Annotated in this window: 1 pseudogene; it reads left to right on the top strand. The window is 76.4% G+C overall.

Features of this window, described 5'->3' with window-relative positions:
- Positions 1–674 (top strand): annotated as a pseudogene (locus tag ACLEQD_RS44810) (serine/threonine-protein kinase PknK); the annotation flags it as partial.

Genomic DNA, 674 nt, shown 5'->3' on the forward strand with positions numbered 1-674 from the left:
CGGCGGCTGGCGGGCCGGCTGCTCATGCGGCTGACGGACGCGTTCATCTACGCGCAGGAGGCGCTGCCGGTGCTCTGGAGCGGCCTGCGCATGCTCAACCTGTGCGAGCCCGCGGGGCCCACGCCGGAGCTGGCGCGCGGCTACACGGTGATGGCGGTGGTGGCGGGCACGGTGCCGGTGCACCGCGTGGCGGACGCCTGGGGGAAGCGGGCGCACGAGGTGGCGGAGCGCGTGGGCCGCCCGGTGGACCTGGCCTACGTGCTCAACCGCAACGCGGTGTGCGCGGTGTACCAGGCGCGCTGGCAGGACGTGGAGACGTGGCTTCAGCGGGCGACGGCCCTCGTGGACTCGCTGGGGGACCTGCGGCTGGCGGAGGAGTGCCGCGCGCTGCTCACCGTGTCCGCCATGTACCGGGGCCAGTTCTCGCGGGGCCTGCCGCTGATGGACTGGCTGGAGGCGTCCGCGGTGCGCCGGGGCGCGGAGCAGACGCGGCACTGGGCCCAGCATTACCGCGCGCACATGCTGCTGCGGCTGGGCGAGCACGCGCGGGCCCGCGCGGCGCTGGAGCCGGCGCTCGCGTGGACGGAGGCGCACGGCGGCGCCACCGACCGCATCATCGTGGACGGCACGCTGGCGCTGCTGTGCCTGCGCGAAGGCGACGCGGCGGGCGCGCG

It is taken from the genome of Corallococcus sp. 4LFB (assembly GCF_046520365.1).
Classification (GTDB): domain Bacteria; phylum Myxococcota; class Myxococcia; order Myxococcales; family Myxococcaceae; genus Corallococcus; species Corallococcus caeni.